Annotated in this window: 20 protein-coding genes, 1 tRNA gene and 2 pseudogenes; 6 read left to right on the forward strand and 17 right to left on the reverse strand. The window is 70.4% G+C overall.

The annotated features are described in order from the left end of the window. The first annotated feature begins 31 nt into the window (after nucleotides 1-31). The 3 genes and pseudogenes from LRS04_RS10025 to LRS04_RS10030 all read left to right on the forward strand — a co-directional run bounded on the left by LRS04_RS10025 (nucleotide 32) and on the right by LRS04_RS10030 (nucleotide 4065). On the forward strand, nucleotides 32-1471 hold the full coding sequence (locus LRS04_RS10025) for a sugar porter family MFS transporter (RefSeq protein ID WP_257816242.1): 1440 nt from the start codon (nucleotides 32-34) through the stop codon (nucleotides 1469-1471). A 220-nt stretch (nucleotides 1472-1691) separates the two neighbouring features. Further along, nucleotides 1692-2108: pseudogene (locus tag LRS04_RS27820) on the forward strand (TonB-dependent receptor plug domain-containing protein); the annotation flags it as partial. Nucleotides 2109-2463: 355 nt separating this feature from the next. Next, nucleotides 2464-4065, forward strand: a complete 1602-nt coding sequence (locus tag LRS04_RS10030) for a TonB-dependent receptor (RefSeq protein WP_374575878.1) — start codon at nucleotides 2464-2466, stop codon at nucleotides 4063-4065. Nucleotides 4066-4124: 59 nt separating this feature from the next. Here LRS04_RS10030 and LRS04_RS10035 read toward each other — a convergent pair whose 3' ends face one another. From LRS04_RS10035 to LRS04_RS10070, 9 genes and pseudogenes are all read right to left on the reverse strand, one after another. Continuing rightward, a complete protein-coding gene (locus LRS04_RS10035) occupies nucleotides 4125-4376 on the reverse strand; it encodes a hypothetical protein (protein ID WP_257816243.1) in 252 nt (83 codons plus the stop codon). Between the two features lie 76 nt (nucleotides 4377-4452). Next, nucleotides 4453-4518 (reverse strand): hypothetical protein, encoded by a 66-nt coding sequence (locus LRS04_RS27825; RefSeq protein WP_374577162.1) that lies wholly within the window; start codon nucleotides 4516-4518, stop codon nucleotides 4453-4455. A gap of 64 nt (nucleotides 4519-4582) precedes the next feature. Next, nucleotides 4583-5134, reverse strand: a pseudogene (locus LRS04_RS10040) (DUF1080 domain-containing protein); the annotation flags it as partial. Between the two features lie 11 nt (nucleotides 5135-5145). Beyond that, nucleotides 5146-6846, reverse strand: coding sequence for a GMC oxidoreductase (locus tag LRS04_RS10045; protein ID WP_257816245.1), 1701 nt, complete (start codon nucleotides 6844-6846; stop codon nucleotides 5146-5148). Then, complete coding sequence (locus tag LRS04_RS10050; protein WP_257816246.1) at nucleotides 6777-7496, reverse strand: FAD-binding protein; 720 nt, start codon at nucleotides 7494-7496, stop codon at nucleotides 6777-6779. The genes LRS04_RS10045 and LRS04_RS10050 overlap by 70 nt, the downstream gene beginning before the upstream one ends. Nucleotides 7497-7579: 83 nt before the next feature. Then, nucleotides 7580-8518 carry a PAS domain-containing sensor histidine kinase gene (locus LRS04_RS10055; RefSeq protein ID WP_257816247.1) on the reverse strand — a complete coding sequence of 313 codons (939 nt, stop codon included), beginning with the start codon at nucleotides 8516-8518 and terminating at the stop codon, nucleotides 7580-7582. Between the two features lie 259 nt (nucleotides 8519-8777). Next, a tRNA-Ser gene (locus tag LRS04_RS10060) sits at nucleotides 8778-8867 on the reverse strand. A gap of 47 nt (nucleotides 8868-8914) precedes the next feature. Next, nucleotides 8915-9139 (reverse strand): hypothetical protein, encoded by a 225-nt coding sequence (locus LRS04_RS10065; RefSeq protein WP_257816248.1) that lies wholly within the window; start codon nucleotides 9137-9139, stop codon nucleotides 8915-8917. Beyond that, entirely contained in the window at nucleotides 9129-10763 is a 1635-nt protein-coding gene (locus LRS04_RS10070; RefSeq protein WP_257816249.1) for a M48 family metallopeptidase, read from the reverse strand. Before LRS04_RS10070 ends, LRS04_RS10065 begins: the two co-directional genes overlap by 11 nt. Nucleotides 10764-10891: 128 nt before the next feature. Here LRS04_RS10070 and LRS04_RS26770 point away from each other — a divergent pair, with 128 nt between their 5' ends. Next, a complete protein-coding gene (locus LRS04_RS26770) occupies nucleotides 10892-11491 on the forward strand; it encodes an MmcQ/YjbR family DNA-binding protein (protein ID WP_308238112.1) in 600 nt (199 codons plus the stop codon). An 81-nt stretch (nucleotides 11492-11572) separates the two neighbouring features. Here LRS04_RS26770 and LRS04_RS10085 read toward each other — a convergent pair whose 3' ends face one another. The 6 genes from LRS04_RS10085 to LRS04_RS10110 form a co-directional block, all read right to left on the reverse strand. Further along, nucleotides 11573-12214: a DUF599 domain-containing protein gene (locus LRS04_RS10085; protein ID WP_257816250.1), complete on the reverse strand. Its 642-nt coding sequence runs from the start codon at nucleotides 12212-12214 to the stop codon at nucleotides 11573-11575. Nucleotides 12215-12353: 139 nt separating this feature from the next. Then, nucleotides 12354-13694 (reverse strand): MFS transporter, encoded by a 1341-nt coding sequence (locus tag LRS04_RS10090; protein WP_257816251.1) that lies wholly within the window; start codon nucleotides 13692-13694, stop codon nucleotides 12354-12356. A gap of 64 nt (nucleotides 13695-13758) precedes the next feature. Then, the gene (locus LRS04_RS10095; protein WP_257816252.1) at nucleotides 13759-14154 is read right to left on the reverse strand and encodes a DUF983 domain-containing protein; all 396 of its coding nucleotides are present in this window, start codon (nucleotides 14152-14154) and stop codon (nucleotides 13759-13761) included. A gap of 81 nt (nucleotides 14155-14235) precedes the next feature. Beyond that, complete coding sequence (locus LRS04_RS10100; protein WP_257816253.1) at nucleotides 14236-14457, reverse strand: hypothetical protein; 222 nt, start codon at nucleotides 14455-14457, stop codon at nucleotides 14236-14238. A gap of 57 nt (nucleotides 14458-14514) precedes the next feature. Next, entirely contained in the window at nucleotides 14515-14652 is a 138-nt protein-coding gene (locus LRS04_RS10105; protein ID WP_257816254.1) for an entericidin A/B family lipoprotein, read from the reverse strand. A 52-nt stretch (nucleotides 14653-14704) separates the two neighbouring features. Next, nucleotides 14705-15163 (reverse strand): Mut7-C RNAse domain-containing protein, encoded by a 459-nt coding sequence (locus LRS04_RS10110; protein WP_257816255.1) that lies wholly within the window; start codon nucleotides 15161-15163, stop codon nucleotides 14705-14707. A 202-nt stretch (nucleotides 15164-15365) separates the two neighbouring features. Here LRS04_RS10110 and LRS04_RS10115 point away from each other — a divergent pair, with 202 nt between their 5' ends. After that, entirely contained in the window at nucleotides 15366-15569 is a 204-nt protein-coding gene (locus LRS04_RS10115) for a hypothetical protein (protein WP_257816256.1), read from the forward strand. A gap of 160 nt (nucleotides 15570-15729) precedes the next feature. Here LRS04_RS10115 and lepA read toward each other — a convergent pair whose 3' ends face one another. Beyond that, on the reverse strand, nucleotides 15730-17541 hold the full coding sequence (gene lepA / locus LRS04_RS10120; protein ID WP_257819065.1) for a translation elongation factor 4: 1812 nt from the start codon (nucleotides 17539-17541) through the stop codon (nucleotides 15730-15732). Nucleotides 17542-17687: 146 nt separating this feature from the next. Here lepA and LRS04_RS10125 point away from each other — a divergent pair, with 146 nt between their 5' ends. Then, complete coding sequence (locus LRS04_RS10125; protein ID WP_257816257.1) at nucleotides 17688-18368, forward strand: DUF1134 domain-containing protein; 681 nt, start codon at nucleotides 17688-17690, stop codon at nucleotides 18366-18368. A gap of 44 nt (nucleotides 18369-18412) precedes the next feature. Here the strand turns inward: LRS04_RS10125 and LRS04_RS10130 are convergent, their stop codons facing one another. Beyond that, nucleotides 18413-19267, reverse strand: a complete 855-nt coding sequence (locus tag LRS04_RS10130) for a hypothetical protein (RefSeq protein WP_257816258.1) — start codon at nucleotides 19265-19267, stop codon at nucleotides 18413-18415. Nucleotides 19268-19372 lie beyond the last annotated feature (105 nt).

A 19372-nucleotide genomic window follows, 5' to 3' on the forward strand; every position in this document is an offset into this window, starting at 1 on the left:
GCCCGGGGGGCTCCGCCAAGGGAGGCGTCCAGTGACCACCACATCCAGCACGGCCGGAGGAGGCGTGGGCGGCGACGCCGCTCGCGTCAACATGGCCTTCATCGCCGCCATCGTCGCCGTGGCGACGATCGGCGGCTTCATGTTCGGCTACGACAGCGGGGTCATCAACGGCACCCAGGACGGGCTCGAGCGGGCCTTCGATCTGTCGAAGCTCGGCACCGGCTTCAACGTCGGCGCGATCCTGATCGGCTGCGCGGTGGGCGCCTTCGTCGCCGGCCGGCTGGCCGACCAGGTCGGCCGGCGCACGGTGATGATGATCGCCGCGGTGCTGTTCATCCTCTCGGCGCTGGGCACCGGGGCGGCGGACTCGTCGGCGGTGTTCATCGTCGCCCGCTTCATCGGCGGCCTGGGGGTCGGCGCGGCCAGCGTGCTGTCGCCGGTCTACATCTCCGAGGTGACGCCCGCGAACATCCGCGGACGGCTGTCCTCGGTGCAGCAGATCATGATCATCACCGGCCTGACCGGGGCGTTCCTGGCCAACTACCTGCTGGCCCGGACGGCCGGCGGATCGACGGCGGAGTTCTGGTTCGGCTATCCGGCCTGGCGCTGGATGTTCTGGATGCAGGTGATCCCGGCCGGCGTCTTCCTCCTGACCCTGCTGCTGATCCCGGAGAGCCCGCGCTACCTGGTGGTGAAGGGCCGCGGATCCGAGGCGGAAGCCGTGCTCTCCAAGCTGTTCGGCCCGGCCGAGGGCCGCCGGAAGGTGGAGGAGATCCGCGACTCGCTCGCCGCCGACCACCACCGGCCGACGCTGTCGGACCTGATCGACAAGACCACCGGCAAGCTGCGTCCGATCGTCTGGACCGGCATCGGCCTCGCGGTGTTCCAGCAACTCGTCGGCATCAACGTCGTCTTCTACTACGGCGCCGTGCTCTGGCAGTCGGTGGGCTTCTCCGAGGACGACGCCCTGAAGATCAACATCCTGTCGGGCTCGCTCTCGATCGTCGCCTGTCTCCTGGCCATCGGCCTGATCGACCGCATCGGCCGCAAGCCGCTGCTGCTGATCGGCTCCACCGGCATGGCGGTGTCGCTGGCGACCATGGCGGTGGCCTTCTCCACGGCCAGCATGGTGGACGGCGCCGTCCACTTGGCCGACCCGTGGGGGATGATCGCGCTGATCGCCGCCAACACCTATGTGGTGTTCTTCAACCTCTCCTGGGGTCCGGTGATGTGGGTCATGCTGGGGGAGATGTTCCCCAACCAGATCCGCGGCTCCGGCCTGGCCGTGGCCGGCCTCGCCCAGTGGATCGCCAACTTCGCGATCTCGGTGAGCTTCCCGGCGCTCGCCGCCTCGCTGGGCCTGGTGGTCACCTACGGCTTCTACGCGGCGAGCGCGGCGGTCTCGTTCTTCTTCGTCCGCGCCATGGTCCACGAGACCCGCGGCAAGGAGCTGGAGGCGATGACCGGCTGATCGCCCGATCCAGAGCCAACTTCTGCGGCGGCCGGACGAGAGTCCGGCCGCTTTTCTGTCGGCGGCCCGACCGTGGCCCAGGGTCGCACCCGGCCGCCTAATCCGGTTGGAGAACGCCGCTATGTTGCGTGGCCGGAATCCGCGCGCCTAAGCTGCACCGCGAGTCGCATCCGGTCCCCGTAGGGCGCGACGCTGAAAACATGAGGGGGGAGAAAAGACAATGAAAACCGTAGGCAAGCGCGCGCGGGCGCGCCTGTTGGCCGCCACGTCGTTCGCAGCCCTGCTGGCTGCGCCGGGCCTGGCCAGCGCCCAGTCCACCGTCGAGGAGGTGATCGTCACCGCCACCAAGCGCGCGGAATCGATCCTCGACGTACCGTTCTCGATCAACGCTCAGACCCAGGAGGACATCCAGCGATCCGGGGCCTCGACGCTCGAGGACCTGTCCCGCAACGTGGCGGGCCTGACCATCCAGAACCTCGGCCCGGGCCAGAGCCAGGTGTCGGTGCGCGGCGTCTCCGCCGGCCAGGTGGTCCGCGACCAGCCGGGCGTGAAGGAGCAGGTCGGCGTCTATCTCGACGAGTCGGTGATCTCGCTGTCGCTGTTCACGCCGGACCTCGACCTCTTCGACCTCAACCGGGTCGAGACGCTGCGCGGGCCGCAGGGCACGCTGTTCGGTTCGGGCTCGGTGGGCGGCACGATCCGCTACATCACCAACCAGCCCAACACCGACCGTTACGAGGGCACGATCGAGGCCAATGCGAACCTGGTGGACGGGGACGACTACGGCGGCCACCTGAAGGGCGCGATCAACATCCCGATGTCGGACCAGGCGGCGCTGCGCGTGGTGGCCTACCACACCCGCTACGGCGGCTTCATCGACGCGCTGCGCGAGGGCAAGCCCAAGAAGGAGGACGTGAACGACGGGCGCCCGCACCGGCGGTCGCATCGCGCTCCTGCTGAAGCCCACCGAGAACCTCAGCATCACGCCGCGCGTGGTCTATCAGAAGATCGAGACCGACGGCTTCAACCGGCAGGAGGTGTTCAACCTCTTCGCCAACCCGTTCACCACCACGCGTCCGCCGATCACGCTCGACGAGCGCGAGCAGTACCTGCTGCTGGACGAGGCGTTCGAGGACGAGACCCTGCTGGCGGACCTCGACATCCGCTACGACATGGGCGCGGTCCAGTTCGCCTCGATCACCAGCTACATCGACCGCGACATCCTGGTCAGCCGCGACGCCAGCGCCCTGACCGGCTCGGTGTCGGTGGACCTGGGCTATCCGTCCACGGCCGTGCGCCTGCCGTCGAACCTGCGCGACACGACGGACCTCAAGCAGTTCACCCAGGAAGTGCGCCTGACCTCGAACTCCGACGGGCCGCTGCAGTGGGTGATCGGCGCGTTCTACTCCGACGTGGAGCGCACCTACGCCCAGCGCCTGCCGACCCCGGGCTACGACGCCTTCACCGACGCGGTGCTGGGCGCCGGCACCTCGGCGGCGGTGGCCAACGGCTTCCCGGCCAACTCGCCCTACAACGCCGACCTGCCCTACGACATCACCCAGAAGGCGGTGTTCGGGGAGGCGACCTACGAGTTCGGCCGGCTGTCGCTGACCGCCGGCGGCCGCTACTACGACTTCGAGGAGGAGCGGCAGTTCATCTCCGGCGGTCTGTTCGCCAACGGCGACCGGCAGACCGACAAGACAAGCTCGGACGGCTTCACGCCCCGGTTCCTGGCCTCCTACGAGTTCAGCGACAGCATGACCTTCAACGCCCAGGCGGCGAAGGGCTTCCGGCTGGGCGGCGTGAACGATCCGCTGAACCTGCCGCTCTGCACGCCGCAGGACGCGGCGATCTTCGGCGGCTTCCAGTCCTATGACGACGAGACGCTCTGGAACTACGAGGCCGGCGTGAAGTCGCGCTTCGCGGGCGTCGCCCTGAACGCGGCGGCCTTCTACACGGACATCAAGAACCTGCAGACCACGCTGGACGCCGGCTCCTGCTCCTCGCGGGTGGTGTTCAACGTGCCCGAGGCCCACACCATGGGCGTTGAGGCCGAGCTGTCCGCCCGGATCGGCGAAGGCTTCGAGCTGTCGGTGTCGGGCTCCATGCTGGAGGCCGAGTTCGACTCGACGGTGCGCGACGGGACCGGCGCGGTGATCGGCGGCATCCGGGAAGGCAACCGCCTGCCCTCGGTGCCGAAGTTCCAGATGGCGGTGACCGGCACCTACACCTGGGCCGTCTCCTCGACCATGGACGGCTTCGTCAACGCCTCGTACCAGCACGTGGGCAGCCGCTACACCCAGGCGAGCGACCAGGAGAACAACCCGCGGTCCTTCGTCTCCGGCCTGCCGTTCGGCGGCGCCAGCGGGACCAATGCGACGATCGTCGACCTGAAGCTGCCGGCCTACGACCTGGTCAACATCTCGGCGGGGATCGAGATGACCAGCGGGCTCGACGTGATCGCCTACGTCAACAACCTGTTCGACGAGAACGCGCTGATGTCCTTCGACCGCGAACGCGGCGGGCGGGCGCGCCTGGGCTTCGCGGTGGGTCAGCCGCGGACCATGGGCGTAACGGTGCGCAAGAGCTTCTAGGGCTCAGGCGACCTCCGCGACGACGGGAGGCGGCGGGGCGACCCGCCGCCTTCTTCGTTTCAGTTCGGCTTGCGGCGGTAATGCTCGGCGAGGGCGGCGCTGTGGTCGTCTTCCTCGATCATCCCGCCGATCGCCGCCATCCAGGCCTCCGACGGCGGCGCGGCCTCTTCCGGGGCCGGGGACGGCAGCTCCATCGACATCAGCTTCTCGGCCGGCGGCTTCGGCGGCGGCGGCTTGTGCGTCAGCTTCAGCAAGGTCACGAGGCCCGCCATCGGCGTGGCGAGCAACAGGAAGCTGGCGACGGGCGACACGCGTAGACTCCGCTTTGAAAGGCGGGCGCTCCTCCCACCGAACGGCGCCCGAAATGCGGCGCGGGCCTGCGACCGATCAGTCCAGGCGGCGGATCTTGAGGTTCTTGAACCAGACGTGGTCGCCGTGGTTCTGGATGGCGATGTGGCCGGTGGGGGGAGCTCGCGAACATGGGCCAGGCCCTGAACTTGGACGCCGCGACGCGGGCCTTGAAGTCCGCGGAGTTCATGTCGTAGGCGGCCACCTTCACGCCATTCAGCCAGTGCTCGCCCTTGCCGTCCTTCAGCACTAGGCGGCTGTGGTTGAACTCGCCGACCGGCTTGGTCACGTCCCGCGCCGGCTCGTAGAGGGCGTAGAGCGCGCCGGCCCGCTCGTTGACCGGCTCGCCCCTGGCGTTGTCGGCGATCTGGTACTCTGGGCCGCTCTGGTAGGTCTGCTGGCCCTCCTCGATCACGTGGAACATGACGCCGGAGTTGCCCTTGGGCGTGACCTTCCAGTCCCAGCTCATCTCGAAGCTTCCGAACTGCTCCTTGGTCATGATGTCCTTCGAGGACTTCGGGTCGGGCCCGATGGCGCCGTCGACGATGGTCCAGCCGGCGTCGGGGGCGGGCGCCTTGAAGCCGCGCCAGGCCGAGAGGTCCCTGCCGTCGAACAGCAGGGTCCAGCCGGCCTGCTTCTCGGCGGCTGTGAGCGTGTTGTCCGCCGCGGCCGCCGTAGTCGCCGAGGCCGCGAGCGCCATGGCCAGGATAATCGCCTTCATCGCGTTTCCTTTCAGAGTCCCAGCGCGCGCAGGCGCTCTTCCACCACGGCCTTCACCTCGGCCGACGGGCCGGGGTCGGAGGCCCGCGCCTCGTTGCCGATGTAGCCGATGTCCTTGAAGCCGGCCTCGGTCGTGTAATAGGCGCCGATGGTGAGCGCCCGGAACCGGCGGAAGAAGGCCTGGGTCGCCGCGTCCCTCGCCGTGGGCAGGGCGGCCAGCGCCGCGGCCCGCTTCGCGGCGTCGCCGCGCACCAGGTCCGGGATCAGCGCCTTCAGCCCGTCGCGGATCACCGGCCGGTCCTCGATCTGGTCGGGGTAGGGGGCGCTCACCCACTCGTCGATGAAGTCCGGCACGCCCAGCGTGCTGGCCGCCGGGGCCGCGCCGCTGGCCGGCAGGATGTAGTCGCTGAGCACGGCGGCGGCCTGCAGTTCGTCGTCGGTGAGCAGGCGCCGCCAGGCGGCCTTCAGCGGCGGGTTGAGCTTCGGGTCTGTGCCGTAGCCGGGCGGCTCGGGCTCGGGCGCGATGGCCTCGCGGTAGATCACCACCCCGGCGGCGCCGGCGGCGGCGGCCGCGCCCACCGCGCCGACCCAGATCAGCGCCGTGCGGCGGTCGATCTTGCGGACGTAGGGTTGTTCGGGGGGGCGGGCGCGTCGCTCACAGTTCCCCCGCTTGGCCAGGTTCACCAGGTTGTCGCTCGACCGCCAGGCCAGCGCCAGGATCGACAGCGTCGGGTTCTTGTCGGGGCTGGAGACCAGCACCGCGCCGTCGGTGACGAAGAGGTTCGGCACGGCCCAGGCCTGGCCGTACTGATTGACCACCGAGTCCGCCTCCGACGCGCCCATGCGGACGGTGCCGACCTCGTGGATCATCTCCCCGCCCTTGGAGATCGCCTTGCGCCCATCGCGCTCGATGGCGCCCAGCGGCTTGCCGCCGAGGCGGTCGATCACCTCCAGGAAGGTGGTGACCATGTGCGCGGCCTGCTTCGTCTCGGCCTCGCCCCATTTCCAGTGGAAGCGCAGGACCGGGATGCCCCACCTGTCCTTCACCGTCGGGTCGAGCTCGCAGTAGCAGTCGTCGTTGGGGATCATCTCGCCCCGGCCGTTGAAGCTGATGACGCTGCCGTAGCGGCGGCGGAGCGTGGCGCGCAGATCCTCGCCGACGCTGACCTCGTCCTCGGGCAGGACGCGGCCCAGGCTCATGGACGGCATCTGCCGCCCGCCGCCGATCTCGACGTGGTAGCCGCGCGGGAAGCCGAGTTCCGCATGCTTGTCGTAGCCCCACCAGGGCACATAGGCGTGGGAAACGCTCATGCCGTCGTCGTTGGTCGGCGGCAGGCCCTCGAGCGCCGGGAACTGGCCGGTGACGTTGAGGCCGACGCTGTCCATCAGGTAGCGGCCGACCATGCCGTGGGTGTTGCAGAGGCCGTCGGGGAACTTCGCGCTCTTTGAGTTGAGCAGGATGCGGGCCGTCTCGCCCGAGCCCGCCGCCAGCACCACGGCGCGGGCGACGGCCGAGCGGTGCTCGCCGGTCCGCCGGTCGACGTAGGTGACGCCCTTGGCCTTGCCGGCGGCGTCGAGGTCGACCTGGTAGACGAGGGCGTTGGTCACCACGGTCAGGTTCTTCGTCGCCAGCGCCGGCGGGATCAGCACGGTGGTCGACTGGAAGTTCGCCCCGATCGAGCAGCCGCGGCCGCAGGGGGGTGGCGAAGACACAGGTGTTGCGGCCCTCCATCTCCTCGACGGCGCCGGTCAGCACCGCGCCGTGCATCGGCACGACCGGGATGCCCATGGCCTCGAAGCCGCGGGCATAGAAGGTCTCGAAGGCCCGGAGCGGCGGGTTCTCCAGCAGGCAGCCGGGCGGCGAGTCCGGGGGTGTTGGTCAGGCCGCGCGGCGGCGCGGCGCCGGTGACCCCGATCAGCCTCTCGGTGCGGTCGTACCAGGGGGCGAGGTCGTCGTAGGTGATCGGCCAGTCGTGACCGAGTCCGTCGCGGCTCTTCGGCTTGAAGTCCAGCGGCCCGAAGCGCAGCGAGATGCGGCCCCAGTGGTTGGTCCGCCCGCCGAGCATCCGCGGCCGCCACCAGATGAAGGGCTCGGAGCCCTCGGCCACGGTGTAGGGCTCGTTGGGCACCTCCCAGCCGCCGTCGACGGTGGCGTCGTAGAAACCGAACGGCTTGTCGGGGGTCGATGCGCCGCGCAGGGGCGCCTCGGCCGGGATGTTGTACATCGGGGTCTCGGCGACCGGGTCGTAGTCCCGCCCGGCTTCCAGCATCAGCACCTTCAGTCCCGACTTCGTCAGGTGATAAGCGCTCATCCCCCCGCCGGCCCCGGAGCCGACGACGATGACGTCATAGGGCTCGGCCATTCGACGCTTCCTCCGGGACGGAGCTTGGTCGAAACGGGCGCCGCGGGAAAGGGGACTCAGCGCCCCCGCGAGGCGCCGCCGACCTATCCGCGGATGAGGAACTCGGCGCGCAGGCCCGTCGGGGCCCAGGTCAGCCGAAGCCCGCCGCCGAGGTCCTCGGCGAGCTTCCGGATCAGCCGCGAGCCGAAGCCTTCCTGCTGCGGAGCGACGGCGGGCGGGCCGCCGGATTCCTGCCAGGTGAAGGCGACGGCCCCGTCGCCGAGGCGCCGCCAGGTCGCCGAGATCCGCCCGCCCGGCGCGCTCAGCGCCCCGTATTTGCAGGCGTTGGTGGCGAGCTCGTGGACGATCATGCTGGCGGACTGCACCTGGTCGGCGCTGAGCAGCATCCGGGGGCCGCCGACGTCGAGCCGGTCCGCGCCGGCGTGCGCCGCCAGTTCCTCGCAGAGGATCGTCCTGAGGTCGCCGCCTTCCCAGCGGCGTTCGGCCAGGGAGGTCTGGGCCCGGGCGAGCGCGTCCACCCGGCCGGCCAGGGCGTCGCGGAACTCCTCGACGGACGGCGCGCGGGTGAGCCGGATCATCGATTGCACGACGGTGAGCGCGTTGCGGGCGCGGTGGTCGACCTCCAGCATGAGCAGGTTGCGCGCCTCGACCGCCCGGCGCTCGTTCACCTCCGCGGTGACGTCGCGGACATTGCTGATGATGTGGCTGACGCGGCCGTCCGCGTCGAACACCGGCGCGTTCACCGCCGTCCAGTGCCGCTCCTCGAGCGCGGTTCCGCCTTCCGAGACCACCGCATAGGGCATGACCGGCATCTGGTCCGCGACGCCCGTTTCGAGCAGACGGTCGAAGGAGCTGCGGATCTGGTTGATGAAGGCGGCGGTGATCGGGTCGGGCTCGGCCGGGAAGACCTCGAAGGTCCCGTGCCCTTCGAGCCCTTCGACCGTGGTGCGGAAGGCCTCCGCATGCGCCCGGTTGACGGCGACCATTGTGAAGCGCGGCGGGTCGGCGGCGATCAGCAGCAAGGCGCCGGCGCGGCCCTGAACGCGTCGGCGATCGCGGAAGCCTGGCCTCCGGCGCTGCTCAAGGTCGTCGCGGCGACATCGTCCATCGACCGGTGTGCTGTCCCCTCAGCTCGGCTGACGCACCCTTAACTCCAGCTGCGCTGTAGCGTTCCGCCCGGCGCAGACACGCGCTGGGAGAAGGCGCGCCGCCTTTGCGCGGTTCCGCGCAGATGCTGCGAACGGCGTTCAGGGGAGCCCGGAGCCGGGATTTCGGGAAGGATGGCGGTGAGAGAGGGATCTGAACCCTCGATAGAGTTTCCCCTATACACGCGTTCCAGGCGTGCGCCTTCAACCACTCGGCCACCTCACCACACGCCGCGGAGGGAGTGGGTCCCCCCGCGGAGGCGCGCAATATAGTCAGGAAGCCCCGGGGGGCAAGCGGCGGTTCGCGGCTGCGGCAAGACGGTCCGGATCGAAGAGCGAGCGGGCCTGTTTCGGCGCGAGCGCCCGCTCCAGCCTTTCCGAGGCGGCGAGCCAGGCGGTGAGGCGCCCGCCGGCGTCCGGCGCGGCGGTGCGGGCGGCCTCCTGGGCCTCGGCCAGGGCGAGGTCGGCGGCGCGCAGGCGGTCCTGCTCAGTCTCCATGCCGGCGAACCGTTCGTGGACGAGGCCGAGGCGCGCGCGGGCGGCGGCGACCATGGCGGCGGCGGTGGCGGGGTCGTTCGCGTGGAAGGCGGCGAGGCCCGCCTTCAGCGCCCGGCGGGCGTCGGTGAGGAGGCCGGCCAGGGTGACGGGCGTGGCCGCTCCGGCCGGACAGGCGGCGGGGTCGAGGTGGCGGACGTAGGCCACGAGGCCGGCCAGGACGGCGGGTGGCGGCTCGCGGCCGTCGAACTCCTCCACCACCAGGCCGCGGATGAATCCCGGCAGGCCGGGTCCGGCCACCTTCAGCGCCGCGCGCGGGCCGCCGAGGTCGGGGGATCGGCTCCGGATCATGGACGCCGTTGCCGCGGCGGCTGGAGAACAGGGAGAGCGTCACGTCGGCCGTGCCGGGCGGACCGGAGGCGCCCGGGAACAGGAAGTCGGGGTTGCCGCGGCCGTTGCGGTGGCAGCTCTCGCAGGAGAGGCCGGCGCGGGCCGCCTGGCCGCCGAGCACCAGGGGCGAGCGGAAGGCGGCGCGGCCGATCTCCACCGACAGGGCGTCCTCGAGGCCGGCGGGCGGCCGCAGACACTCCACCGGCTGGGTCGCCAGCGTGCGGACCGGGTCCGCGCCGGGACTGAGCCAGCGCATGGCCCGGAGCGGCGGCGCATCGGCGGCGAGCGAGAGCGACGCGCCGCCCGCCAGCGCGGCGGCTAGGACCGCGGCTCGCCGCCGACGTCGATCCAACGGCGCAGCTCCTCCGCCTCGGCGCAGCCGAAGGCGCACTGCCGGTCGAGCCTGGCCAGCATGGCGCGGGCGCCGGGGAGGTCGCCCCGCTCGACCTTCAGCTCGCCATAGTACTCGGTGGCCCCGCGGTGGTCGGGGGCGATGGCCAGCGCCAGGCGGTAGGCCTGCTCGGCGCGGAGGAGGTCGCCCTTCTTGCGCCAGGCGTAGCCCTGGTAGGTGATCAGGTCGGGGTGCGGGCCGAAGACGGCTCGGGCGTCCGCGAGGGCGGCGAGCGCCTCGTCGTAGCGCCGCTCGTTGATCAGGCCGACGGCGGCGACATAGGCCGCGTCGCCGGCGGCGGCGCCCTCGAACAGCAGGCCGGGGGGCGAGGGCGGCCTGCGGCTTCTCGCCGGCCATGGCGCGTTCCACCTGGCCCGCGAGGCCCTTCAGCAGGGCGGCGTCGGGACAGGTGTCGCCGCAGGCCTGGGCCTTCGCCTTCAGCCAGTCGAGCTGGGCCTGGGCGGCGGGCTCCTTGAGGTTGGCGAGCGCCAGGCCGAGGCCGGCATGGCTCATCACGTCGTCCGGGGCGATCTTCACGGCGCGCTCGTAGGCCTTGCGCGAGCCCTTCCAGTCCTCGGCGCCGGCCTTGGCCGCGCCCAGCACCCGCCAGCCGTCGACGGCCCTGGGCGCGGCGTCGGTGACCCGCTGGGCCGAGCGGGCGGCGGCCTTGTAGTCCTTGGCCTGCAGGGCGGTGACGGCCTTGGCGTATTCCGCCGCCGGGTCGTACTGCGGGCCGGAGACAGACGGCATGCCGCCTCCGCCGGTCCCGCCCGAGCCGGCCGCCAGGGCCGCGCCGCCGGCCGTGGCCAGCAGGCCGGCCAGGAGCATGGTGGTGACAACGCGCATGGGCATATCCTTCCCCCTAACGTCGTTATTCGACATTGGCATGGATTGGCGAAGCCGTCAGCCGCGCGGCGTGCAAGCGGGGGGCGCCTGGGCCTATATTCCGCGTCCAAGCCTGAGCGGGAGGGGGAATGACCCGGGACGAACTGCACGCCGCGGCCCTGGCGCTGCCGGGCGCCCACATGGACGTCCAGTGGGGCGACGACCACGTCTACAAGGTGGCCGGGAAGATGTTCGCGGCGACCGACGGGGCCTGCTCCAACCTGTCGTTCAAGGCGACCGACATCGCCTTCGAGGCCCTGACCGGGAGCGGCCGGGCGAGGCCGGCGCCCCTATCTGGCGCGGGCCAAGTGGGTGTTCTTCGACGACCTCGCCGGGCTCGACGCGGGCGAGGTCAAGGACTGGCTCGCGACGTCCCACGCCCTGGTCGCCGCCAAGCTGACCCGGGCCCAGAAGAAGGAGCTGGGGCTGAGCTGATGCCGGGACGGGCGGAGGTCGAGGCGATCGCGCTGGCCCTGCCGGCGACCACCAAGGTGGTCCAGTGGGGCGGGTCGGACGTCTACAAGGTGGGCGGCAAGGTGTTCGCCATCTGCGGCGACGAAAGCCTCTCGTTCAAGGTCAGCGAGATCGGCTTCGTGGTGCTGACGGAAGACGGCGGGCCGGGCCGCCAGGCGCCCCTACTGCGCCAAGGGCCAGTGGGTGAACGTCGACCTGGCCGACGCCGCCGATGACCTCGAGGGCTGGCTCGCCACGGCGCACTCCCTGATCGCGGCGAAGCTGACGAAGAAGGCGCGCGCCGAGCTGGGCCTGATCTAGAGCGCGTCGGGCGGGGCCTCGCCGGGGGTCTTCGGGCGCCAGGGGGTGGTCTCGATCAGGCGGCGGAGGTCGCCGATCGCCCGGGCGGCCGGGGATCGGCGCTGGCGCCAGAAGAGAACGGTGACAGCGCCCAGGGTCGCCGCGATCAGGGCGATGGGGCCGAACAGCCAGGCGCCGGCGGCGAGCGCGAAATAGTAGGCGCGGATGCCGGAGTTGAACGACGACAGGGCGGGGTTCAGCAGGCGGGCGACCGCGGCGCCGAAGCGTTCGGCCTCCTCCGGCGTCAGCACCTCCGGCACCGCGCCGATCGCGGCGATGGAATAGTTCATCTGGCGGATCGCCCAGATGAAGTCGAGCAGGCCGCGGGCCAGGCTGATCAGCACCACGGCGAGCTGGAATTCGAACTGGAAGCGCGAGGAGGTGCGGATCACCTCGAGGGCCGAGACGCTGCGGAAGGTCGACTCGCCGCCGAACAGGGCGCCGGCGGTGGCGGCGATCAGGATCAGGTTGGAGGAGGCGAAGAACGAGGCCGAGTTCAGGGTGTGGCCGAGGAGCTGGCCGTCCATGAACCGGTTGTCGCGGCCGACCATGTTGCGCATCCAGGCCGCCCGCAGGACGGTCATGTCGGTGTTGATCACCCCCGCCGCGCTGCTTGGCGAGCACGGCCAGCAGCGGCTGGTAGAAGATCCAGCAGACCAGGAAGACGCCGAAGGCGGCCAGATCGAGCGGAGTCAGGCTGGAGACGCCGAAGCGGTCGAGGTCGATCGGTCCCAAGCCTCAGTCCTCCAGGATCAGGCTGTGACGGCGGTTGTCGCGCAGGGTGAAGACGACGAGGAACGACACCAGCATCCCGGCCGCCACATAGACGTAGAAGCCGCTCTCGTTCCCGGCCCGCTTGAAGGCGAGGGCGGCCATCTCGGCGGTGCCGCCGAAGGAGGCCGTGGCCATGCCGTAGGGCAGGGCGACGCCCAGCGCGCGGACGTTGGCCGGGAAGAGCTCGGCCTTCACCACGGCGCTGACGGCGTTATACCCCGAGAGCAGGAAGACCAGCGCCGAGACGATCAGGAAGGCGACGACCGGGGGCGGCCCGCCGGCCAGGGTCGCCAGCGCCGGATAGGAGAGCAGCGCGCAGCCGCCGAAGGCGATGGCGAGGGTGAACTTCCGCCCCGTGTGGTCGCTGATCCAGCCGAACAGCGGCAGCGCCAGGAGATAGACGACCAGGGAGGCGGCGGAGATCGCGGTCGCCACCGTCTCGGCGATGCCGGCGGTGCCGACCAGGAACTTCGGCATGTAGGTGGTGTAGCTGTAGAAGGCCAAGGACCCGCCGGCGGTGAACAGGAAGATCTGCACCGTCTCCTTCGGATAGCGGAGGAACAGCATCATGGTGCGCGCTCGCTCCTCGCCGCGGGCCTTGCTGGCCTCGAAGGACTGGCTCTCGTCCATCCGGGCGCGGATCCAGAACACCACGACGGCCATGGCCGCGCCGATGAAGAACGGGATGCGCCAGCCCCAGCTCTCGAGCTGGGCGTCGGTGAGCGTGGTCTGCAGCAGGCTGAGGATGCCCAGCGCGACGAGCTGGCCCATCACCATGGTGACGAACTGGAAGCTCGACCAGAAGCCGCGGCGTCGCTTGCCGGCCATTTCGGAGAGGTAGGTGGCGCTCGCCCCGTACTCCCCGCCCACCGACAGGCCCTGGAGGATGCGGGCCAGCACCAGCAGGATCGGCGCGGCGACGCCGATGGTCTCGTAGCTCGGCAGGATGGCGATGATCAGGGAGCCGGCGCACATCATGCTGACCGCGACCGTGAGCGCCGTCCGGCGGCCGGCCCGATCGGCGTAGAGGCCCATCAGCCAGGCCCCCACGGGGCGCGCGAAGAAGCCGACGGCGAAGACGGCCATGGTCTTCAGCAGGGACGCGAGGTCGTCGTCGCCGGGGAAGAAGTGGCCGGTGAAATAGACCGCGAAGAACGAGTAGACGAACCAGTCGTACCACTCGACGAGGTTGCCAGCGGAGCCGCCGAGGATCGCCTTCAGCCGCTGGCCGGCGGTGAGGCCCGGCGCCGTCGCGCCCTCCGGCGCCAGCGCCTCGGCGCCCGTCTCGGTCGCGGTCAAATCCATCCCCCCAGGTTGTCGCTTGGGCGGATGCTACGGGATCAGACGGAGAGCGCCTAGTCGGCGTCCGTCAGTCGGCCCGGTCGGCGGTGTGGAGCTTCGCGTCGCGGTCGGTGACGCCCAGCGCATACATCAGGCCGATCCAGCCGCCCTTGATCCGCGGCAGGGCGAGGAGGGTGACGGCCCCGAGCGCCGTCACCAGGATGGGCACCGACAGATAGGCCGGGCTTTCCCAGACGATCGGGAAGAAGAACAGCGGCCCGATGATCACGTGGCCGACCAGGAGGATGGTGAGATAGGCCGGGCCGTCGTCGGCGGGATAGCGGGCGAGATCGGCGTCGCAGGCCCCGCAGCGGTCGACGACCTTGAGGTACTTGCGGAACAGCTTGCCCTGGCCGCAGGCCGGGCAGCGGTGCTTCAGCCCGCGCCCCACCGAGCGGCCGAGCGGATAACGGATCTCGGCCATGCGCGCCATATGGCCTGCCGGGCCGCCCGGGGGAAGGCGCCCGGGGGCGAAAGGTCGCCCCCGATGCGCCTGGGGCCCCGCTCAGGGATCCGTGCGGTGCTGACTGTTGGGGACCACGGCGCCGGTGGCGTCCGTGTCGTTGCCGACGTCGCCCTCTTCGGTGTTCTCGCCGTCCTGGCGCAGGATGTGCGGATCCTCGCCCGCGATGGTCGTTCCGCGGGACGCGCCGATGCCGGGATCGGTCTCGAGGTCGTCGCGCGGCGGCTTGGCTTCGCCGGGACCGGGGTGCTTGGACGTGCTCATGGGACCTCCTGATGGATGTCCCGGTCGAACGGCGCGCCCTGCGTCGCCGTTCCTACTCTAGCGCTTGGCGTCTTCCGCCGTGCTGGCGACAGCGGCGCCGGCGGCTTCGAGGTCGCGGCCGAGGCCCGACATGGTGTTGCAGCCGGACACCCAGAGCGCCGAAAGGGCGGCGCCCAGCACGATCAGTTTCCGCATCTGGTTCCCCACAGACTTGTCGGCGATCCTTTCCGGCGCCGTCATCAAATCGTCAAGAGTATGGGCGGGCGATGCCCCGGAAACGGTCCGCCATGCGCCGGGCATGACTGCCCGGCCAGTAGAGGCGGCCGCAGGCCGGGCAGGCGCGGAACGGCCCGGCGAGCGCCTGGGCTCTCGGCGGCATGCGGTCGATCTGGTCGAGGCTGGCGGGCCTGAGCGGCGCGTTGTCCATCACGCAGCGGGTGAAGGGGGCGAAATCCCAGTCGATGAGAACGGCCTCGGACAGCCGCCTCGCCTCCTGCTCCGGACCGAACCCGGTGATCCGCACCGAATCGGGCTGCGCCGCCTCGGCCAGCCTGCGGTCGCGGGTCAGCAGCTGTCGGCCCTCCTCGCGGGCGAGATGCAGCAGGGCGGCGTCCTTCTCGCCGCCGGCGGCCAGGTAGGTGTCGTAGCCGGCGGCCCGGAGCAGGCGGGCCAGCCTGACGAGCATCTCGTCGCAGAGGAACCGCATGGGACGGCAATTATAACGTGGATCGGCGAGTTCCGCCGCCCCTCCCCGCGGAGCCCGAGACGGGCAGAGGCCGGGCACACGGCGCCGCTTAACTGAACAATGGTCATATAACGCTGCGTTGCAACAATCTCTTCGCAGAAGAGTTTTTGCACCTGCGAAGAGCCTGGGCTATGAGGCGGCGCTGTTCAGGAGTTTGATCACCATGCTGCAGGTCTCGATGCGCACCTTCCCCGGCCTCTTCGTGGGCCGCCGGACCCTGGTCGAGGCGCAGGACAGCGTGGCCGACGGCGCGACAGCCAAGTTCGTCTGCGGCGCCTGCGACGACGTGATCTTCACCGCCCAGGACCGCTCGATGCTGGCCGACCTGGTCGTGAAGTGCCGCTGCGGCGAGTTCAACCAGATCTGACACCGGAGGTGTCATCCCGGAGGCCGCGCAGCGGCTGTCCGGGATCCATGATCTCCGAGATCATTTGAGAGGCGCGGCGGCGACGCTCGCGCCTTTTCTGCATGCGCCCAGGCGAATGGATCCCGGTCTTCGGCTTGCCGAAAGCGGATAACCGTTCGGGTCAGTCCGCGTCCATCTTCAGGGCGGCGATGAAGGCCTCCTGCGGGATCTCCACCTTGCCGAACTGACGCATGCGCTTCTTCCCGGCCTTCTGCTTGTCGAGGAGCTTGCGCTTGCGGCTGGCGTCGCCGCCGTAGCACTTGGCCGTCACGTCCTTGCGCAGCGCCCGCACCGTCTCGCGCGCGATGATCCGCCCGCCGATCGCCGCCTGAATGGGGATCTGGAACATGTGCGGGTTGATCAGGTCCTTCATCTTCTCGACCATGCCGCGGCCGCGGGCCTCGGCGCGGTCGCGGTGGACCAGCATGGAGAGCGCGTCGACCGGCTCGCCGTTGACCAGGATCGACATCTTCACGAGATCGCCGACCCGGTAGTCCTCGATCTGGTAGTCGAAGGAAGCATAGCCCTTCGAGATCGACTTCAGGCGGTCGTAGAAGTCGAACACCACCTCGTTGAGCGGCAGGTCGTAGACCACCAGCGCGCGCGAGCCGACGTAGGAGAGCTCGCGCTGCGAGCCGCGGCGGTCCTGGCAGAGCTTGATCACCGAGCCCAGGTACTCGTCGGGCGTCAGGATGGTGGCCTTGATCCAGGGCTCGGAGATGCTCTCGATCTTCACCGGATCGGGCAGGTCGGCCGGGTTGTGCAGCTCGATCTCGCCGCCGTCGTGGGCCAGCTTGATCTTGTAGACGACCGAGGGCGCCGTCGCGATCAGGTCGAGGTCGAACTCGCGGGAGAGGCGCTCCTGGATGATTTCCAGGTGCAGCAGGCCGAGGAATCCGCAGCGGAAGCCGAAGCCGAGCGCCGCGCTGGTCTCCATCTCGTAGCTGAAGGAGGCGTCGTTCAGGCGCAGGCGGCCGATGGCGGCGCGCAGGTCCTCGAAGTCGGCGGCGTCCACCGGGAAGAGGCCGCAGAACACCACGGGCTGCACGTCGCGGAAGCCCGGCAGGGGGGCGTCGGCGGGGCGGCGCTCGTCGGTGATGGTGTCGCCGACGGCGGCGTGGGCGACCTCCTTGATCTGGGCGGTGATGAAGCCGATCTCGCCCGGGCCCAGGCTCTCGACCTCGGTGCGCTTGGGATTGAAGACGCCGATCCGGTCGACCAGGTGGGTCGAGCCCTGCTGCATCATCTTCACGCGCTGGCCCGACTTCAGGACCCCGTCGATGACGCGCACGAGCACCACGACGCCCAGGTACGGGTCGTACCAGGCGTCCACCAGCAGGGCCTTCAGCGGGGCCTCGCGGTCGCCCTTCGGCGGCGGCAGGCGGGTGACGATGGCTTCCAGAAGCTCGTGGATGCCGGCGCCGGTCTTGGCGGAGGTCAGGATGGCGTCGGAGGCGTCCAGGCCGATGACGTCCTCGATCTGGGCGCGGACCCGGTCCGGTTCGGCGGCCGGGAGGTCGATCTTGTTCAGGACCGGCACGATCTCGTGGTTGTTGTCGATCGCCTGATAGACGTTGGCGAGCGTCTGGGCCTCGACGCCCTGGCTAGCGTCCACCACCAGGATCGAGCCTTCGCAGGCGGCGAGCGACCGGGAGACCTCGTAGGCGAAGTCCACGTGGCCGGGGGTGTCCATCAGGTTCAGGACATAGGTCTCGCCGTCGTCGGCCTTGTAGGTCAGGCGGACGGTCTGGGCCTTGATGGTGATCCCGCGTTCCCGCTCGATCTCCATGTTGTCGAGCACCTGCTCGGACATCTCGCGCGCGGTCAGCGCGCCGGTCTCCTGGATCAGGCGGTCGGAGAGCGTCGACTTGCCGTGGTCGATGTGCGCCACGATCGAGAAATTGCGGATCTTGTCGAGGGGAGTCGTCATCAGGGGCGCCCTCTAGCACAAATCGGGCGCTCTGCGAGGGACGCGGCGTCGCGTCACGGCGCATGTGGTTAATCGCGCGTTAAGCTGGGGGGCTGCATTGACTGGCCCTGGGCGGGAGCTGGATCGAAGATATTGGAGGAATTGCGCCCATGGATCGTCGCACCCTGATCGTGAGCGGGCTGGTGACGCTCGGAGCCGCCGGCGTGGCCCGGGCGCAGTCCACCGAGGTCCGCGACCTGCCGCCGGCCAAGGCCATCGACGACAGCCAGCCGCCGCCGCGCGCCGAGGCGCCCCCGGCCCCCAACTCGACGCCGAGCTATCCGGCGCAGGCCCCGGCGGACGAGGCCAAGACCTACACCCGCGACGAGATGGTCCAGAACGTCTCCGACTTCATGGGCGTGACGGCCGAGACGGCCGGCGCGGCTGTGGAGAAGATCTTCGCCCGCAACGGCCGGCCCACCGCCTATATCGCGGGCGAGGAAGGCTCCGGCGCCCTGGTGGTCGGCGCCCGCTACGGCCGCGGCCTCCTCTACATGAAGGACCGCGAGCCCGTGGAGGTGTTCTGGCAGGGCCCGTCGGCCGGCTGGGACTTCGGCGGCAACGCCAGCCGCGTCTTCACGCTGTGCTACGACCTCGAGGACCCGGAGACCATCTTCCAGCGCTTCCCGGGCGTGGAAGGCTCGGCCTACTTCGTGGGCGGCCTGGGCGTGAACTACCAGAAGGCCGCCGGCGTGACGCTGGCGCCGATCCGCGCGGGCGTCGGCGTCCGCCTCGGCGCCAACATCGGCTACCTGTCCTACTCCAAGAAGCGCAACATCCTGCCGTTCTAGGCCTGAAGGCGCGGCCTGCCCGAGCAGACCGCGCCCCCGAGGCGCTAGGGCTCGTAGCGGTAGACGTTCTTGCTCCGGGACCCGTCCATGGCCGAGCCGCCGAACAGGATCAGGCCTCCGTTCAGCTCGCAGGCGGTGAGGCCCATGAGCGGCTTCGCCAGGGGCGGGGCGGTCTCCGGCCGCCAGGACCCGCGTCCGACGCAGCTCCACATGTCGCTGTACACGGTCTGGCCCCACTGGCCGCCGACCAGGTAGAGGCGGTCGTCGACCACGGCGACGGCGGGAGAGATCCGCGGCGTCGCCCAGGGCAGGACCTCCGTGGTCCAGCGGGTCCCGTCGTACCACTGGATCACGCTGGCCGGCCCGCCGACGGCGCAGAGGCGGCCCGCGACCACGGCGGCGGCGGCGTTGATCGGACCGTACTCCGGCGCGCTGCCCTGCGCCTGCCAGTTCACGCCGTCCGTGGACATCCACTGATCCTGGTAGAAGTGGCCCTGCATGGTCCGGCCGCCGAACACCATCAGCGCGCCGCGGTAGGAGACCATGCAGTGGCCGTAGCGGGGCCCCCACGGCGCCTGGCGCTGGGTCCAGTTGACGCCGTCGGTGGAGCTGAAGACGTCGTTGGTCTCCGCCGAGAAGCCGCCGCCGCCGGAGACATAGAGCACGCCGTTGTGGGCGCAGGCGGCCGCGGAGATGCGGTGCGGCAGGCCGCCGTTGGTCGACCAGTTGAGGGCGTCCGGCGAGGAGACGACGGTGACGTCGCGGTCGCCGTCGAGGGCCCAGATCCGGCCGTTGGCGGTGATCGGCAGGCCGTTTGTGAGCGCGGTGGCGTCACTGGATTCGAGAGTCGACCAGGCGCCCGTGGAGGCGGGGGCTTCGGTGAGTTCTTCGAGGCTCATTGGGATCGTCCTTGTCGTGGGCGCGCGCCGTCGATGCGCGGCGCGGGCGCGTTGCGGTTCAAGCTGAGCTAAGGACTGACTTGAGCGGGTCTCCCCCGCCGCGGC

This window comes from Phenylobacterium sp. J367, from assembly GCF_024699985.1.
GTDB lineage: Bacteria > Pseudomonadota > Alphaproteobacteria > Caulobacterales > Caulobacteraceae > Phenylobacterium.